Source organism: Gulosibacter hominis, from assembly GCF_904842695.1.
Classification (GTDB): Bacteria; Actinomycetota; Actinomycetes; order Actinomycetales; family Microbacteriaceae; genus Gulosibacter; species Gulosibacter hominis.
In genome coordinates, this window is the sequence record NZ_CAJGWQ010000003.1 from 56,995 (window position 1) to 74,460 (window position 17,466).

The 17,466-nt window shown below is 56.1% G+C and carries 13 protein-coding genes and 2 pseudogenes; 9 read left to right on the forward strand and 6 right to left on the reverse strand.

Annotated features, from left to right (window positions below):
* Nucleotides 1–22: 22 nt before the first annotated feature.
* Complete coding sequence (locus tag JMV54_RS03490) at nt 23–916, reverse strand: NAD-dependent epimerase/dehydratase family protein (RefSeq protein ID WP_201517521.1); 894 nt, start codon at nt 914–916, stop codon at nt 23–25.
* A gap of 19 nt (nt 917–935) precedes the next feature.
* Between JMV54_RS03490 and JMV54_RS03495 the strand changes: the two genes are divergently transcribed.
* The 7 genes and pseudogenes from JMV54_RS03495 to JMV54_RS03520 all read left to right on the forward strand — a co-directional run bounded on the left by JMV54_RS03495 (nt 936) and on the right by JMV54_RS03520 (nt 8,024).
* Complete coding sequence (locus tag JMV54_RS03495; RefSeq protein WP_201517522.1) at nt 936–2,120, forward strand: glycosyltransferase family 4 protein; 1,185 nt, start codon at nt 936–938, stop codon at nt 2,118–2,120.
* Nucleotides 2,121–2,489: 369 nt separating this feature from the next.
* On the forward strand, nt 2,490–5,333 hold the full coding sequence (locus tag JMV54_RS03500; protein ID WP_201517523.1) for a glycosyltransferase family protein: 2,844 nt from the start codon (nt 2,490–2,492) through the stop codon (nt 5,331–5,333).
* A 90-nt stretch (nt 5,334–5,423) separates the two neighbouring features.
* A complete protein-coding gene (locus JMV54_RS03505) occupies nt 5,424–6,038 on the forward strand; it encodes a dTDP-4-dehydrorhamnose 3,5-epimerase family protein (RefSeq protein ID WP_201517524.1) in 615 nt (204 codons plus the stop codon).
* 2 nt (nt 6,039–6,040) lie between these two features.
* A complete protein-coding gene (gene rfbA / locus JMV54_RS03510) occupies nt 6,041–6,907 on the forward strand; it encodes a glucose-1-phosphate thymidylyltransferase RfbA (RefSeq protein WP_201517525.1) in 867 nt (288 codons plus the stop codon).
* 5 nt (nt 6,908–6,912) lie between these two features.
* Nucleotides 6,913–7,041, forward strand: a pseudogene (locus JMV54_RS10815) (glycosyltransferase); the annotation flags it as partial.
* 68 nt (nt 7,042–7,109) lie between these two features.
* A pseudogene (locus tag JMV54_RS10820) lies at nt 7,110–7,226 on the forward strand (glycosyltransferase family A protein); the annotation flags it as partial.
* A 12-nt stretch (nt 7,227–7,238) separates the two neighbouring features.
* Entirely contained in the window at nt 7,239–8,024 is a 786-nt protein-coding gene (locus JMV54_RS03520) for a glycosyltransferase family protein (protein WP_230972797.1), read from the forward strand.
* A 20-nt stretch (nt 8,025–8,044) separates the two neighbouring features.
* Here JMV54_RS03520 and JMV54_RS03525 read toward each other — a convergent pair whose 3' ends face one another.
* The 4 genes from JMV54_RS03525 to JMV54_RS03540 form a co-directional block, all read right to left on the reverse strand.
* On the reverse strand, nt 8,045–8,575 hold the full coding sequence (locus tag JMV54_RS03525; protein ID WP_201517527.1) for a polysaccharide pyruvyl transferase family protein: 531 nt from the start codon (nt 8,573–8,575) through the stop codon (nt 8,045–8,047).
* Between the two features lie 373 nt (nt 8,576–8,948).
* Nucleotides 8,949–10,178, reverse strand: a complete 1,230-nt coding sequence (locus tag JMV54_RS03530; protein ID WP_201517528.1) for a glycosyltransferase family 2 protein — start codon at nt 10,176–10,178, stop codon at nt 8,949–8,951.
* Nucleotides 10,179–10,205: 27 nt separating this feature from the next.
* Nucleotides 10,206–11,447, reverse strand: coding sequence for an ABC transporter ATP-binding protein (locus JMV54_RS03535; protein WP_338085373.1), 1,242 nt, complete (start codon nt 11,445–11,447; stop codon nt 10,206–10,208).
* Nucleotides 11,448–12,401 carry an ABC transporter permease gene (locus JMV54_RS03540; protein WP_201517529.1) on the reverse strand — a complete coding sequence of 318 codons (954 nt, stop codon included), beginning with the start codon at nt 12,399–12,401 and terminating at the stop codon, nt 11,448–11,450.
* A 163-nt stretch (nt 12,402–12,564) separates the two neighbouring features.
* Between JMV54_RS03540 and JMV54_RS03545 the strand changes: the two genes are divergently transcribed.
* Together JMV54_RS03545 and JMV54_RS03550 are read left to right on the forward strand one after the other, a co-directional pair.
* Complete coding sequence (locus JMV54_RS03545) at nt 12,565–14,217, forward strand: rhamnan synthesis F family protein (RefSeq protein WP_201517530.1); 1,653 nt, start codon at nt 12,565–12,567, stop codon at nt 14,215–14,217.
* The gene (locus tag JMV54_RS03550; protein ID WP_201517531.1) at nt 14,214–16,043 is read left to right on the forward strand and encodes a rhamnan synthesis F family protein; all 1,830 of its coding nucleotides are present in this window, start codon (nt 14,214–14,216) and stop codon (nt 16,041–16,043) included. Before JMV54_RS03545 ends, JMV54_RS03550 begins: the two co-directional genes overlap by 4 nt.
* On the opposite strand, the gene JMV54_RS03555 is transcribed toward JMV54_RS03550, so the two are convergent.
* The gene (locus JMV54_RS03555; protein ID WP_201517532.1) at nt 16,018–17,406 is read right to left on the reverse strand and encodes an O-antigen ligase family protein; all 1,389 of its coding nucleotides are present in this window, start codon (nt 17,404–17,406) and stop codon (nt 16,018–16,020) included. The genes JMV54_RS03550 and JMV54_RS03555 overlap by 26 nt on opposite strands.
* Nucleotides 17,407–17,466: the final 60 nt, after the last annotated feature.

Consider the following 17,466-nt stretch of genomic DNA (forward strand, 5'->3'; position numbering starts at 1 on the left):
TCGTGTTGGGAAATGGGGCGAACTAATCTGCGGTTTGGACCCATTCCCAGGTGAGCTTAAGACCGTCTCGCAGCGTGACCGTGGGTTCCCAATTCAGATAGTCGAGAGCGGCGCGTACATCTAGCCAGTTGGCAGGTGTGTCAAAGCCTCGGTTCTCTTGGTATTTGATCGCGCTGTCAGCTCCTGCCACATCGAGGCAAAGCCTTGCTAGCTGTGTGAGCGTCGTGGGTTCACCTGAGCCGATGTTGATGATACGGAACGGTTCAGGAGATGTAAGTGAAGCAGCAGCTAAGACTGCCTCAGCGATGTCTTTCACATACACGTAATCCCGCACAGTAGAACCGTTGCCAAAAATTGAGATGGGTTTCTTGTCGCGGAGGGCTCGCAGCCAGTAGCCAATGACGCCCTGTCCGCGTGCTGCTTGTTGGCCGGGGCCGTACGCGTTCGCAACTCGCAGCACGGTCGTTGGGACACCACTCCCGTGAGCGATATTTTCAAGTGCAAGTTTTGCTGCACCGTAGCGGTTGACGGGTTGAGGGACGTCTGTTTCCACATACGGTGCGTCATTGCCGCCGTATACCGTGCCTCCGGAGGACATGACTACAAGGTGATGATCTCTCGGGGAGTTTGCGAGGGAGGTCACGAGCTCGCTAAACGCAGATCTTTCGGCCGACACTGCCTCTGGGCTTTCTTCGGCGGTCGCCGGAGTGATCATTGAGGCTGCCCATACGACGACGGGGGCGGAGAGTAGGTCGGGGTGCGCGACTCCAGCGTTGGTGGCTGGATGTTGACGTGTAAAGTCACAGTGGCTGATTTCTCGTTCGCGAGCGAGCTCACGAAGGTGAGAACCAATGAAGCCATTCGCGCCGACGAGGGCAAACCCTGGCGTGGAGGCGTTATGGAATACTTGCGACATCTCAATAACCCTAGCTTGGATGGAGAGAATCTTGGGCAAGTCAAGGCTGCTAGTCCTCGCATCAACGTTTCCCGCTGTACCCGGTGACGGTACCCCGGAGTTCGTCGCGGATCTCGCGAGTGAGCAGGCCAAGCACTTTGACACAGCCGTGCTCGTTCCTGCCGTCCCCGGTGGTGATCGGAACGAACAACGTAATGGTTTCCGTGTACGCCGTTTTCGGTTCTTTCCCCGCAGGTGGGAAGACCTTGCAGACGGGGCGATTATTGAAAACATTCGCACGCGCAAGTCACGACTTCTGCAAGTCGTTCCCTTTTTGCTCGCTGAAACTGTAGCGACATTTCGGGCTGTTCGTCGTGGGAAACCCGACATAATTCATGCCCATTGGATTATCCCGCAGGGGATCGTGGCGCGTCTCGTGGCGCCGACCACACCGACGGTAATCACCACACTGGGGGGCGACCTTTATGCGCTCAACAGCGGGCCATTCCGTGCGTTGAAACGTTGGGTGCTTAAGCGTGCCGCTTATGTAACCGTCATGAACGAAGAGATGGCCAAGCTGGTGGTTGACCTTGGAGCGGATCCAGACAGGGTTGAAGTGTTGCCCATGGGGGCGGACCTGAGCACCGTTCGACCGCACGTGCCGTCCACCGACGACACGCTTCGACTGCTGTTCGTAGGACGGCTTGTCGAGAAAAAAGGGGTGTCCGTGTTGTTGCAAGCTCTCCGGTCGCTCGAAGATGTCAACTGGGAGCTCACGGTCATTGGGGACGGTCCGCTTAGGGAATCACTTGAAGCATCTGCGTCGGAAGGTGTGACCTTCCTTGGCACACAAGGGCGCGAAGCGTTGCGTGAGGCGTACGCGAATTCTGACCTAGCACTCTTTCCCTCAGTCCCGACGGTCAACGGCGATCAGGACGGACTGCCTGTTGCACTGCTTGAAGCTATGGGGTCAGGATGCGCAATTGTTGCGTCTGACTTGCCTGGAATCTCCGAGGCTGTAGTAGAAGGTGAAACCGGGCTACTGGTTGAGCCAAATGACTCCGACGCACTCGCGACGGCTATTCGAGAGCTTGCCTATGATCAGCCCCGACGCAAGGTGCTCGGTGCGGCTGCGGCGGAGCGGGCAAACGAGCGCTACAGTAAAGCGGCCATCGGTAAACGCTACGTAGAGATCCTGCAACACATCACCGACCAATCGGTCTAGGACACCCGAAGGCAGACGAGCGACTGGCGCGGCTCGATTGGTAGGGTGAGGTATCTTGACGTCATACGCCTGTCGGGCATTCGCGCCGGAGGTTTCAACACAACACCTGCCACGCACATGGCAGCGCGTGGTCAGTCGGCGCGAGGGCGGGACGTGACTTGACGGTGGTTGGCAGTACTTGATTATGGGAGCGCAATGACCAACGAATCGGTATCGCACGCGAAACCGAACCCCGCGGATCCGTCCTCGGCGGCCACTCCCGAACAGATAGCAGCTAGTTCAGGGCGACAGCAACCGTCAAACTCCGCTTCGGATAGCCGCACTTCGAAGAGAACAACCGGCGCCCACGCAGTTGACCGAAGCAAGTACGTGAGCGACGCCGACCGGCGTCGGCGTCGACTTGCCATGGCTGCGGTAGGGCTGGGCTGGGCGGTATACGTCGGGTTTGTTGTGGTTTCGGTCCTCTCGTCACTTTTCTCCGGCAAGGTGTTCGCCGCAACCGACATGCTCTTGCGTTCACCGGCATATTGGGAGAACGCCACGATTGATGGTGAACTGATCAACAGCGTTTCTGGCGACACTGTCGACTCGGTCATTCCCCGCTCCATCGAGTTTGCGGATCGCCTCCATCAGGGAGATTTTCCCGAATGGAACCCCTACATAGTTGGCGGTGAGGAATTCGCGGGTTTGCCGAACACTGGCCTCATGTCGCCATTGTCGTTGCCCTGGTGGATTGCGCCGCCGGAAATTGCCCCGGCCCTCGTTAAGGTGCTTGAGTTTGCGGTAGTGGCGCTCGGCATGTCACTTTTCCTGCGACGACTCAAACTTCCGGCAGTTACCTGGCCTTTGGCTTCGCTTGCGTTCTGCTCATCGGGATTCATGATTGCCTGGACCAACTGGCCACAAACTCGCGTTGCCGCGCTCATCCCCCTCGCTTTCTGGGCTGCCGACTACGCAGTTACTCGCCGAAAATGGTTCGCATTTTGGCCACTTGCGCTCGCCTTCGCTGCGATGTGGCTAGGGGGTTTCCCTGCGCTAGTTTTCCATACCGCGTATCTCACTTGCGCCTACGGTGTTGTTCGTGCCGTTGCGCAGACGCGGTGGCGTGAAAGCGGTGCGATCTGGCAGTTCTGTGGTGACGCTTTGCGATACGCGGCCGGGATGATTAGCGCTGGGGCGCTCGCCGCTGTCGCGCTCCTGCCGTTCTATTTGAATTCTAAGGATGTGCTCGATTTTTCGGTGCGCAACTACCGTGGCTCTTCGCTTAACCCAGAAGCGTTCGGCACCGCCATCCTGCCCTATGCGGTCGGCACCGCTGGAATGAAAAATTTCACCGGACCGTTCAACCCTGTGGAAGCGCTGTCGTATTTGGGCGTGGTCGTCGTGCTCTGCGCACTGCTCGCACTGGTATTTCACCGGCGGTTGCTGGTTTCACGCGCGCCGATGTGGTTCTTCGTTATCGCAGCGACACTGTGCGGCATAGCCATGTACTGGGGCGGGCCCGTGCTCGATGCCATTCAACAATTGCCGACGATGAGCACCAGCCTGATCGGTCGCTTACGGGCGGTTTTCGGATTCTGCGTCGCTGTGCTCGCTGCCTACGGTGTCACGACGCTCATGAGTGCCCGTATTCCTGCGCTCGCGCAGAGTGAAACCACAAGCAGCCGCAATGCTGCAACACGCACTGTGCTGCGCGATCTTGCCGGGTGGGCGCTTGCTGCTTTTTTTGCGGTACTCGTTGTACAAGCCGCAAGCGTTGCGCAAGAAGGTTCGAAGCTGCCGGAATGGTCTGCCAGATGGGTTAAATATTCTGCAGTATTCGCTGTGGTCGCACTCGTGATGGTGGCGCTAATTCCGCTCGTGAGTCAGCGCTGGTTCAAGAACCTCGTTGTAGTGGGGCTGATCACAGTCATGGCTGTGCCCAGCCTACTGATTGTGCGAGCTTGGTGGCCGCACAGCAAGCCCGAAAGCTACTACGCCCCTGCTGAGGCCTTTACTTATCTGCAGGAAAACCTTGGTGACGACAGGTTCGTTGCTCTCGGCGGAGCATTACCCACGGGAGCGTCAACGGTTTACAAAACTCGGGATGTGCTCGGTCACGCGTTCATGACTGGGCGATGGAAAGACATGCTGCAGCAAGTCTATCCGGATGTGCTCGTTACCCCGACATACCCGAGCATCCCATCAGGTCTACTGGAAGAGGTTATTGACAGTCCGATCCTCGACCGTTTGGCCGTGCGCTACGTCGCGGTGGGAAGTGCTGAATCGGTGCCGGGCCGCCTGGAACAACTAAGTACCGGCGATTCGCCCATTGATCTGCGAGCAGATGGTGTGATTCGCAGTGGACAGTTCACCGGTCCTGTTCGTGGCATTCAGGTCACTGCTTTGGCTGCGAGCCTTCCCGCAGGCACTGAAATACCACTGCATGCGCGCGTAGTTGGGCACGACGGTACCGTGCTGACAGAGGCCCAGTTTTTGTTGCGGCGGATAGATAAAGAAACATTCATTCCGCTCGATGGCGACGAGTTCTCCGAAGACCAGCCCTGGCACCTTGAGCTTGAGGCCGAAGAACAACCTGGCATAGTCACCCTCGGGGCGGATGACCAGGGAAATCTTGCTATTTCAGCTCTTCGTCCCCTCCCTGATGGGATGAATGTGGCGCAAACGGGGAACGTTACTTTGATTGAGCGCACAAGTGCGCTTGATCGAGTGCGCTGGGCGAATGATGTCGTGGTTGAAGAAGACGCAGCGGCACGTATGGAACTACTGGGTAGCGGTCTAGCACCGGATATGGTCGTGCTCGAACGCAACCCCGCTAATGCCGCAACCCCTGGATCGACAGCAACGATAGAGGTGCTGCCAAGCAACGATCTCGACCAGAACACGATTCGGGTGAACTCAACGGGCGCCGGGTGGGTAGTCGTGGCCGACTCCCTCGACCGATCGGGGTGGACGGCCACCATTGACGGTCAACAGACCGAGTTGTTTCGAGCGGATCACGTGGGTGGCGCCGTGTACGTTCCTGATGCGGGAGAACACACAATCACGCTCGAATACAAAACTCCTGGCTTGCGAGTAGGGGCGACCGTGTCGGCGATCACTCTGGTAGCCGTACTCGCACTTGCCTTGGTGGATTGGCGCGCTCGACGACGCATCACTGCAGAGTCCGCCCAATGCGATCAGCAGCAGAATTCCGACTTGCAGGTTACTTAGGAGCATGACACGCGTGTGCTTGCTACATTTATTCGCGGCTCCCGTCGCTGGCGCCCGTTATATCCATGATCGAGCCGTACACTGCTAACTATGGATATCCGCGAACTGAGCATTGCAGGTAGCTTCGAGATCACACCGAAGCAGTTCCCCGACGACCGAGGTGTCTTCCTCGAGTACTACCGATTCGACAAACTCGCTGAGGCAGTGGGGCACCCCCTCGACCTCAAGCAGGCCAACACCTCGGTGTCGAAGCGCGGCACGGTCCGCGGCATCCACTTCGCGGATGTGCCGCCGAGCCAGGCGAAGTACGTTACCTGCACCCGCGGCGCGGTGATCGACTTTGTGATCGACATCCGCGTCGGTTCGCCCACCTTCGGTCAATGGGACCAGGTGCGACTCGATGACGTAGACCGTCGTGCCATCTACATCCCCGAGGGCCTCGGCCACTGCTTCGTTGCACTCGAGGATGACTCGACCGTCAGCTATCTCTGCTCGGCCACCTACGCACCCGGCCGCGAACACGGCGTGAACCCGCTATGCAAAACCATCGGGCTCGATCTACAGCTGCCCGAAGACGAGCTGTTGCTCTCACCCAAAGACACCGAGGCGCCGGGCCTGCTCAAAGCGAAAGAGCAGGGACTGCTGCCGAAGTACGAAGACTGTGTAGCGTTCTACAACGAGCTCAACGAAAAGGCAGGTGCGTAAGTATGAAGGGCATCATCCTCGCCGGTGGTTCGGGCACTCGGCTCTGGCCGATCACCAAGGGCATCTCGAAGCAACTCATGCCCATCTACGACAAGCCGATGATCTACTACCCGCTATCGACCCTCATGATGGCCGATATTCGCGAGGTGCTGATCATCACCACACCCGAGTACAATTCGCAGTTCCGCGCACTGCTCGGCGATGGCTCACATCTCGGCATGACGATCGACTATGCCGAGCAGCCCAGCCCAGACGGGCTCGCACAAGCATTCATCATCGGTGAAGAATTCATCGGCGACTCGGGATGCGCGCTCGTGCTCGGTGACAACATCTTCCACGGCACCGGCCTCGGATCGTCACTGCGCGCCCACGGAGAGATCGATGGCGGGCTCATTTTCGCCTACCAGGTGGCCGACCCAACCGCATATGGCGTCGTCGAATTCGACGAGAACATGAAGGCGCTGTCGATCGAAGAAAAGCCCAAGCAGCCGAAGTCAAACTACGCCGTGCCGGGTCTGTACTTCTACGACAACGACGTCATCGAAATCGCCAAGAACGTCAAGCCCTCGGCACGCGGCGAACTCGAGATCTCTTCGGTGAACTCGGCCTACCTCGACGCAGGCAAACTGCAGGTGCATGTGCTCGACCGCGGTACTGCCTGGCTCGACACCGGAACCTTCGAATCGATGATGCAGGCATCGGAGTACGTCAAGGTGATTGAAGACCGTCAGGGTCTCAAGATCGGCTGCATCGAAGAAATTGCCTGGCGCGCCGGATGGATTGACGACGAGCAGCTCGCTCGACTCGGCGAACCGCTGAAAAAGTCGGGCTACGGTCGCTACATCCAGCGACTGCTCGACCAGGCGTAGACCTCATGACGAGCTCTGCTGACAAGCAGCCTCGCATTTCGGTCATCGTGCCGGTTTATAACGCGAGCAAATATCTGGTTGAGACGATTTCAAGTGTCACGCGGCAGACGCTTCGTGATCTCGAGATCATCATCGTTGACGATGGAGATCGACCGACGACTCAGTTGCTATCGCAGAGGAACTCGCCGCTGGTGATGCGCGCATTCAGCTCTTCGCGCTCGAAACGAACCAGGGGGTTGGTGCCGCGCGAAACTTTGGGATCAAACATGCCACGGGAGAGTTCCTCTACTTCCTAGACAGTGATGACCGCCTGCACGAAGAAGCACTGGAAGTGCTTTCAAGAAAATCCGCCAACGAGCAGCTCGACATCCTGTATTTTGACGCCGAACCCTTCTTTGACTCGCCGCAGCTCGAATGTGAAAAGGGTGGCTACCGCATCTACTACCAGCGCAGCGACAGCTACCCCGGAGTCAAACCAGGTGTCGAACTCCTCGTCGAGATGACCGCGAACGATGATTGGAAGCCGGGCCCGCCGCTGCAGCTTGCACGCCGCTCTTTTATCGAAGAAAAGGGCGTCACATTCCCCGAGGGAACATTTCACGAAGACAACCCCTACACGCTGTTGAACGCGCTAGCCGCAAAACGAGTCGCCTATGAACCACGCGCGCTCCTATACCGACGCATTCGTGAGGGATCAATAGTAACGAGCAGACCAACGCCAAAGCACATCTACGGTCTTTTCGATGCCTATGTGCAGGGAAGCTCCATCGCCGACCGTCTGGGTTACGAGCCCAGTAGTCGAGAAGGTCAGGCAATCGATTGGGAGATCCGCAAGCTGGCAGACGATGCTCAGCGAAAACATGCGCGGCTTTCTACGGAGGCTGAGAGAACACAAGTGCGTGATCAGCTGGGCTCTTCGTTCGCTCATCGGGATATTGCTGAACTGTCGCAGCTTCGGGCAGAGGCTGCAGCCTACCGGCGAAATCTTCAGAAAGTTGAGCAGGATTTGCTTGCCATTCAACAGCGGTCGGCCCGACGGTCGCGTAGCCTGTTCGTGCGGGCGCTCGGCAAAATAAAGAACCGAGCTTCAACACTGCTCCGCCGCTTGCGACGATGAAGCCGCCGGCTGACCAATATTCACTTGGCCGGTCTCATCGGGAACGAACGCATCAGGTCTGATTGAATGAATGCTAGATTCCGGAGAGGGCGCCACAGTGAGATGTAATGGTCGAGATGATCCATTAGGTCTATCGGTGAAACGGGTTCACGCTTGGTTGCGAACGCCGAATAAAAATCATCAAACTTGTAACGACCACCAATTACCTGGTCGCTGAACTGCACCCAGGCATTGGGAACGCCGAACGACTCCGCAACGATCACGCCGTGTAGGCTTGATGAGATCACGAATCTACTCGTTGCGATTTCCTTGATCACCTGGCTGACTGGTGCCATTACGTCGATGTGGTGAGCTCCCAGTCGGGAAACCAGCTCCTGTGCTGCCGTATTACCTTGGTCAACATAATGTGGAATTACACTCACGCTAAAGTTAGGAGATGCGGTTTTCGTAACTTCTGGAAAGGCAAGCGGGGTGAGGATTCCCGGATCGCCCAATGCGATATGCCGCTTCGTAAGATGCCGTATGCGCTGCAGTGAAAGCTGCCCGCGCACCGCGCGAATGTCGAGCGGCGGGCCAGAATAATTCTCACCGGGAGCTACGAATCCAGACCCCCAGATCACGGGGTCGGCGAAAGGTTACCGTTTGTTCGACCTCTTGCAAGACTGAGCCGATGCTCACGAGTTCGCATTCATCAATGGGGGCATAAGTGGTGTTGACAGCGAAAAGGCGCTCGATCAGCTCTTTGCTGAGTTGGTCGCCAAAATTGCCGGTAGGTTGATCCCCTTTCCAAGAGAATAACCTGACGGGCTGTGATCTCCAGAGAATGGACCGTGGAACTTGTCGACGCGCCAGTGACTTGAGTCGCTTCAATTTCTGCACTCTTATTCGCCTAGGTTCCTTGCGGTGGCGGGTCGAGACCGTTCACTAGTGCCGCGTCAATCGGCGAGTGAAGTTGATGGCACCCTGGAGAAATTCGGGTGCAAGTTGCGTCTTGAGGTGTGCGTTTTCGTCGAGGAGTTCGACAATTTTTTGATCGAGCATCAGTTCGCGTTCGTGCCTGCAAGTCATTTCAGTTTCTAACTCTGTCTCCAAGCTTAGGATTTTCTCATGCTGCAGCTGATTGTGCATTTCAAGGTCGGCGGTATGCTGCTGTGACTCATGCAGGTCCCGCTGCAGCCTCGAGACTTCTTGGGTCCGCCCGCTTTCAACATTGACTAATATCGGCCCGACACGTTTGTAGTCGGCAAGCAATTTGTCGGCATCAGGCATCGCAATCGGCGCAAACTGACCGGTGTGTTTGGAAGCAGAAATGCTCTGGTAGAGCTTCGCGATTCGTTCATCCGTTACGAAGCCGTCACCGTTAATTCCTACAGAAAGTCTCGCTACGAAAAACGGTTTTAGAAAGTCAGCCTTAAGCCAACGGTAGTCGCGCATGGTGTGATGACGGGGGCTAGGTTTTAAGTCTGGGTTTGACTCATATGCCTTCCCAGTCATGGTAACTCGCGCACGGTACTGCTGCCATGAGCGCCATGGGACATGTAGTACCTCAATTGCAATACCTTCTGGCAGGCCGTCTGCTTCCGGAGCAGAACTGAAATGATTTCCCTGCGCAACCTCTATATTCTCACAGCCCGGATGAATAAGGTTATGCGTCGGGTGAGTGTGGAGGCCGACTAGTTTCAACTGTTCCTGTGTGCGAACATCCCGAAGCGTGGTGCTGGCGAGGTCTATGCCAGACTCGAGAGCGCGGCCAATCATGTTGCTGACCGGGATGGGGAAAGATTCCCCCGATCGTGGGAGTGATCGAACCGCATTGCCGAGGGATTCCCCTTCGGGTACGACCCAAAACTCATCGGCGTCTGAGTTTAATACCCAATCCGCCGAGTACTGCGTGTACGCGTCACGCGCCATTCCCGTGACCACCTGATATTGCCTCTTGTCATGGTGGGGATAGTGGCGTAGGTCAATCAGACCCTTACTAGCATAGTTTTCAAGGATCTCGCGGGTGCCATCGGCCGAAGCGTTGTCAGTCACGATGATTTGATCAAGTCCCTGTGAAAGGTGGTATTCAAGCCAGGTGGATATGATGTCGGCTTCGTCGCGCACCATTAGAGTCATCACCACGCGAGGCTTACGCTGGTTGTTTGCACCCATTACTTGCTCCCTCACAAACGGAAGTTACTAAACGTCAACTTGAAGCTTCGATACGACTTTTGAATACACCGGGCCGATGCTTTCTGCGCCTGCGACGACTTCGAAAGCGCCGAGCGACTCGGCACGTGAAATTTCACGACGCTTGCCATCATAGAATGTTGCATTCACTGTGTAGGATCCACTTCCCAGCGATAAGTCAGGAATCTCAAAGATGACCTTGAACTTTCCAGAGATAGGGATATTTCGTGAGCCAGTAACATGAGTAGATGTTGCCAATACGGTGGTGTCAAGTTGATTTACGAGCGATATGGCAAGGTCCCATTGATCAAACTCAACGCGAGAATCAACTGTCACCTCAACCGTTAGGTCGTTTCCGGGTGTGAGGTGGGAACCACTTCGTGGCCTCGACACAATGTCGATGATGTCGAGCTGTTCATTTAGGCGCTTGAGTTCTTCTTCGCGTGCTCGTTCACGTGCGATTCGCGCGCGAGCTGCGTCAGCGTCGAGTTCGCTGTCAAAACCGGCACGCAAGATGCTCACCGCCTCATCGGCCGGGCCGTCAAAAACGACGTGTCCTCGTCCCAGTACGACCGCTCGGCTGCAGAATTTGGTAATTTGGCCAAGACTATGCGAAACCAAGATGATGGTACGTCCCTCATCCTGGAAGCTGCGGATCTTATCGAGACATTTTTTCTGAAACGCCTCGTCGCCTACTGCGAGTACCTCATCAACCAGGAGTATGTCAGGGTCCACGTTGATTGCGACGGCAAATGCGAGCCGCACGTACATGCCTGATGAGTAGAATTTGACCTGTGTATCGATGAAGTCGGCAATACCCGAAAAGTCGACGATTTCGTCAAACAGTTCGTCTGTTTGTTCGTGGCTGAGCCCAAGAATTGACGCGTTCAGGTAGATATTTTCGCGCCCAGTGAGATCTGGGTGGAACCCTGCACCAAGTTCTAACAGCGCTGCCATGCGCCCACGAGTGCGAACGCTTCCAGACGTCGGTTCGATGATGCCACCAAGCGTCTTCAGCAGGGTAGATTTGCCTGAGCCATTGGGTCCGATGAGGCCCACCGTTTCGCCAGCTCGGATTTGAAGGGATACTCCATTGAGAGCCCAAAAGTCCCGACGATTTGCAGTTGAGCGGCGCGGGTTGACGAGTCGCTCCTTGAGTGACTTGTTCTGCTGGACTACAAAGCGCTTTGTGATTGATTCGAGATCGACGACGACTGGCATTTCGTTGAGGTTGATGAGCTGATCTGTCACTTATAGCTCCTGTGCAAAATTGCCTTGAAGGCGTGCGAATATTCTTTGACTAAACCAGATGCCGATCACGCCAACTGCGAGTGCTATGAGCATGTTAGTCATGAGGCTGTCTGGAAAGTACCCGCCTGGGTACGCAGCCTCGAGCCCGGAGCCAGGTGCCCAAAAAGCTGCTTGGAAGCCGAGAATTGCGAGCGTAACGGGATTGCTTACGTAGATGGTGTTGAGTGTCTCGAGACCGTTGCCCATAAGGACTTGGTGGACCATCTGCCATGAGTAGACGATCGGGCTGAACCACATGAGTAGTAGCAGAAGAACCTCGACGAGATACTGCACGTCTCGCAAATAGACGTTCGTTGCAGCGAGCGTAAGCCCAAGGCAGGTACCCCACGCCAAGACAATGAGCAGCGCAACCACTGCGTAAAGCAGGTGTAGGCCAAAGCTCAATGTGCCGAGGACGCCTGCGGCAATTAGCAATATGACCATCTGCATCGTGAAGTTGAAGAGCGCTGAGCCGATTGTCGAGATAGGGAAGATCTCTCGAGGGAGATGTACCTTCTTCACTAGAGCTGCATTCGTGACTATCGACCCAGTCATGGATTGGATGATTTCACTGAAAAGTCCCCAAAGCGTGAGGCCCGTGAAAATATAGACGGCGAAGTTGGGGACGCTACGGGCTGCGCCTAAGAACTCCCCCATTACCAGGTAGTAGATAAGCAGCTGCGTGAGGGGCCTGATGAGTGTCCACGTGAATCCGAGGACTGAATCTTTGTAACGCCCTACGAGTTCGCGGCGAACCAGCAACCCTAGCAGTTCCCGGCGTCTAGCTAGTTCACGCACGGAGTTGATGAACCCTTTGAAGGGATTTCGAGTCGGTTCCCGTGTCTCGAACTCGAGTGACTGCAAGCGTTGTGCTCGGCTGATAGCTTGCTGTTCCATCTCGTTGATATAGTCCATGCACTTCTTCCTTCGGGCGCACTTTGCTTGTCTGGTGTGCCGCGTGATTGGCAATCATACTCATTGAGCGCGTGACGCTACGGTGGACGGGCTGAATAGTATGATCTTCTCAGTCAGGTTCAACCACAACAGGAGGCTCACGGTGCGTCGCCACCTCGTTTTCTTGCACTACGACCCCGAGGGGTACGTTGACAACGCTGTCCTCCACACTCTCCGTGGGTTTCGTCCCCACGTCGAGAAGATCTTTGTAGTCGTCAATGGTTTCCTCGACGCGCAGTCACGTCAGCGCCTTGACGGGGTCGCAGACGAAGTCATGGAACGGGAGAACATCGGTTTTGATATCGGAGCGTACCGTGCAGCTTTCGGGCGAATTGGCTATGGAGAGCTTGCAAAATATGATGAGCTGCTCCTAGTGAACTATACGTTCCTTGGGCCGGTTGGCAGCTTCGCCAGTCTCTTCGAACGCATGGATGCCGTGCCAGTGGACTTCTGGGGCATGACTGACCACATCGCTATGACCCCACACCCTATCGCAGGTGTGGGTACTATGCCTCAACACCTCCAGTCCTACTGGATTGCAATTCGTCAGCGTATGCTCGCATCCGCAGACTTCCGGGAGTACTGGTCCGGGCTGAAAAACGCGCACTCCTACAACGACGTCATCATCAAGTTTGAGACGCAGTTCACCAAGCATTTCGCGGACCTCGGATACACGTGGAAGTCTGCTTACGGTCACGAGCGATACGGCACTCTCAATGCTTCCATGGAAGCGCCACTGGCGCAGCTCGATGACGGCTGCCCGATTTTCAAGCGGCGAATCTTCTTCCATGATGCGGTTGACCGAGACCATGCAGGTTTGGCAGCGGCCGAGGTCGCGAAACGTGCGATTGAGCTCGGTTACCCGCGTGACGTTCTTATTGACGGCATCTATCGGCGGACCCCATCGCGTCAGCTTTCCGCCGCGCTTGATGGCTATCTTGTGTTGCCGGAGCAGGCTGGCGACAGTGCAAACGTTGGTTCCAAGGCTGTAGTGAACGACGACGAGCATTTCTGGCAGTCGTGGTTGCGAGACGGGCAGAACGTTTTCGAAGGTGCTTCATACCTAATTAGAACTGGAAATGAATTTGACGCCGCGTCCGTCCACGCGGCATTGCGAGCCGCTCACTCGCGGGCGTTCGGTGTCATCGTCCGCCAGCCTGCTGGGATTGTGAACGCGTTTGATCAAGACGACCGTCTTGGCTTTGTCGTCCCTCTCGTTGAGCATCGGTCAACCGACGCGCTGGGCAAGGGCTATGCGCAATACGGCCCGCAGGTTCACGCACTCGCTGACTTGCTCGGTGTCCGTCCACCTTTAGAGCCAGACGCACCACTGACTCCGGTGCTTGGGATCTCAGCGTTGCGTTCAGACGCCTTCGCTTCGCTGCCGCAACAAGTGGCTGCGGCCGGTGGGTGGGATTCCCTGGCATCAAGTATGGGTGGAGACAAGGCGCTGTCAGACCTGCTCGACCTTCTTGCGGCCGATATAGCCAGGTCCAATGGCTTCTACACAGCGCAAGCAACTACGGCATTTCAGCTGCGTGTTTCTCACTCAATGCTTGAGCAAAAATTCTCGCGCCTGTCATCTCGGTTTGGTCCCGGGCCGCAAACGCCATTCAAAGGGGAGCTCAGGACCGGGAATGGTGAGGCTCGGGCCGCTATTGCGAGAGCTATTAAGCGTCTAGCCCCCAAGACTGCGGCCCGGATGGGCGCGGCCGAGCGAAAAGCCAAGTCAACGGTTAAACGACTTGCTCAAGCCTTTCGGCGGATGGTGAAATGATGATGAGCCGTGGCCGTCTCGTTGTTTACGCGCTGAATGATAGTGCAGCGCGACTGTCAGACTACGTATTCTACGCACTTGAGAGGTACCGGCCCGCGGCCGAACAACTTGTTGTTGTAGTGCAAGATAGCCTTCAAGTTGAGTCGCTGTGTATCCAGAAACTGAAAAAAATCGCGGATAGTGTCTGGCACACCAAGCAGCCGCGCAGTATCTCAGCGATTTGGCATACGCTTAGGACCCGAATCGGGCGCGAAGGGTTGTCCCAGTTCTCGGAAGTTCTAGTCGTGGACGACACGAGCTTGGTCGTCTTTGATGGGCATCTTCCTCAGCCGGAGCATGTTTCGACGTTGGATGCCTGGACACTAGTTCGACCAGATCGAGGGGAAGGCCGAGAACGCACTGCGCTCAACTGGCTCGGAGTATCGGGAAAGACATTTGCTTTTGAACGATTCTGGGCTGTTGTGGATCGCGGTCCAGTGGGATTTGACGAGTTTAATGACCACCTAGTATCAATGAGCTTTTCTGTTAGTCGTATCTTCGAGCGCCCAGCGGAAAATGATGCTTATCTGCTCCGGGACTCTCTTCTAGATCTGGTTGATCAGGGGTTGCCCATTATTCCATGGAAGGCTCTCACCATTGACCCCCTCGTTGCAGATCGTTGGGCGCTGCAACCCCGCAAGTCTTTTGACATCGCTGTTGCGAAGGGAGTTCCGGAAGAACTAATTTGGCAGCACCTCTTGCGATCATTGCAGCCGCGTGTCTGGTACACAAATTTAGCAATGCACGAGATCGTGCCTTCTGCGTCAGCGTCTGAGAGTAAGCCAGCACTCATAACCGCTGTCGTTATGCATGTTTACTACGTAGATATGCTTGATGAGTTGTTGGGGTATGCTGCAAACGTTCCTGGCGACAGGCGGCTGGTTGTCACAACAAACACTGCCGAGAAACGTGCTGAGATTGAAGATCTGGTTCGTTTAGATGGCCGTTTTGAAAATTTCGAGGTCAGGGTCGTGACTAGTAACCGTGGCCGGGACATATCTGCGTTCGTGCTTGATTGTGCTGACATCCTGCGCGACGAGTCGATTGACCTGATTGTCAAGCTGCACTCGAAACGTTCAGTTCAGGACCCTGAAAGTGTAAGCTCATGGTTCCGTCGGCACCTGTTTGAGAATTTGCTTGGTACAGCTGAGTACGCGCGTAACGTTTACACGCTGTTCGAAAATGAAGACGGCCTTGGGATGGTATTCCCGCCAACAGTTCACAGAGGCCTCCCGACACTTGGTCATGCCTGGTCAAGGAACGCCGATTTAGCTGTCGAATTGGCGCCACGGCTTGGGATCACCAGTCCCCTCGATGAGCTTACGCCGTTGGCTCCCTATGGGTCGATGTTTATTGCTCGCAGGGAGGTGCTCGCCCCGCTGCTCGATGCAGCCTTCACCGTTGACGAATTCCCTGGTGCCGCTGAGTACCAGGATGGTTCGCTGGCTCACACCCTGGAGCGGCTCATCGCATATATGAGCATTAGCCAGGGCCGCTACATCAAGACCATTGAAACGAGTGATTTGGCAGAGATTAGCTCGACGGGACTCGAATACAAGCTTCAGAAAGTTGCTAGCTTTCTTCCACCGTTCACGGTTGACCAGGTAGACACGCTCTCAGGCGTGGGACAAATTAGCTACATTTCAAGTTCGTTTAAGCGAGGGGTAACACACCGCGTCTATCGACGCTTCCCTCTGATAACGAAGTCGCTACAGCCGCTAAAACCAGCCCTTCGCTGGTTGTGGCCGAGGGTCAAAGTCGTCATGCGTCGCGTGCTCGGTCGATGACTTGGATAACGCCGGTATGCAGATGGCGGGGTAGAAAAGAAGGGCTAGTTATGCGGAGCTTCGCATAGATTGCAGCCCAGCATAAGAACATCCAATTGCCTTCAACAAGGAGCCGTGACTCAGTCATCGACTGCACCGCCAGGGCAACCAAGATGAGAAACGGGGCCGCGGTCTGACTCGCGAGATGCTGGCGGGCGCCCTGCTGGCCAGTAACCGTCAGGAATGGCGTGTCTGGCTGGTCGATCGCGATCCACCAGGTGCGGATGAGCGCAGTAAACGTCAATAGCGCAAAGAGCGCGACACCAATTGCCCCCGTTTGCATCCAGACGTCCAGAAACGCGTTGTGCGCCTGGTGGTACGCGGTGCCTTCAATTACGGCGAGATCGTCAAACTGGGGAAGCCAGGGCGCCCAGTAACTAATCCAACCGATGCCAAAAACCGGTGACTGTGTCCCCAGAGTGATCACGGCGCGCCAGATATCTCCCCGGCCAGACATGTCTGGTGAGCGGTTCATTGTTGCAAAAATGAAATCGTTATTGGCGACGACAAAAAAGGCGCCGGCAACGAGCAGTGTGCCAACCGCCCAGTACATCGCCCAGCGCAGCGTTCGAGAAATCCGTCGTCCAAGAAACACGAGCATGCCACCAAGTGCGACGAAGGCGAGCGCGATGAATGCCGTGGCTGAGTGGGCGTGCACCAGCACGAATGCTGATATCGCGATCATGCTCATGGCATAGAGACGTGGAAGATAGCGATCCCACAGCTGTGCGATGGTCATGATCAGGGCAATCACCGCAATCATCGCCAAAAGGTTGCGGTTGCCCGGTAGGCCCTGGATATCACCCTGCGCGAAAATACTGAGATTTGCGTGACTCCAGTAAAAATTACTGGGGATGTTTGCAAGATCGTGTGGGGTGTCTGGCCCAAGGAAGAATTGCAGCTCATTCAGGTAGAGGTAGGCCGGCGGTACCAGACCGTGCGGGGCGAAGATCTTAACGCCGAGCTCAAATAGCAGGGAACCGCCCGTGAGAATGCGTGCGGCAGCACCGAGTGCCTGAAAGAACTGAAATCGGGTGAGGCAGAGTGCCAAGCCAAGGCCGAAGTAGGCGGTGAGTAGCTGGGCCGCCGACGCTGCCAGGGTCTCGAGAGGATACTGCGACCACAGGGTCGAAAGCCCACACCAAGCAACGAATGCAAGGAGCATGGTGGGCAAATGGCGCAGGCGCACCTGTGAATGCCGGCGCCGAAGCGCGATGCCCAAGAGCACTGCGAGTACGAGCGTGATTAGCACGTAACCGACCCAGCCGATGGTGTATCGCAGTGCATCACCAGAGAACGCGATCGCGATGATGGCAGTGCTCAACAACATCGTTCGAGATGTCCGAGAAGGATTGGACTGTGTGCGCGCATCGGCTGTAGCAGT